At 63.3% G+C, this 392-nt stretch carries 1 protein-coding gene; it reads left to right on the forward strand.

Going from position 1 to position 392, the window contains the following annotated elements; translation table 11 throughout:
• Window positions 1-36: 36 nt before the first annotated feature.
• Window positions 37-392: DNRLRE domain-containing protein (locus IF17_RS01000000136935; RefSeq protein ID WP_244890592.1), on the forward strand; the 356-nt coding region annotated here is incomplete at its 3' end.

A 392-nucleotide genomic window follows, 5' to 3' on the forward strand; every position in this document is an offset into this window, starting at 1 on the left:
GTCCAGGACGAGGCGATCAGCCTCTTCAATTTCCCCGTGACGACGTCATTGAAGACCGCGAAAATCTACAGCGCCTACTTCGACATCACCGAGACCTATTCCTGGGCCTGCCCCACATCCGGCCACAACCAGACGGTCGACCTCTACGCCCCCACGAAAGTCCTGTCGTCCTCCAACGCGACCTGGAACAGCTGGTCCGGCAGCCTCGGCAGCAAGGTCGACTCCCAGTCCTTCGCCCTCGGATACAACAGCAGCTGCCCGGCCGGCGGCGCACCGCCCTTCGACGTCACGAGCACCATCTCCAAGGACATAACCGCCGGAACCACCGCACAGACCCTCGCGATGCGGGCGGACAGCCACACCGACAACTACGCCCTCAAGCGCTTCAAGGC

This window comes from Streptomyces cyaneofuscatus (assembly GCF_000718135.1).
Lineage (GTDB): Bacteria > Actinomycetota > Actinomycetes > Streptomycetales > Streptomycetaceae > Streptomyces > Streptomyces cyaneofuscatus.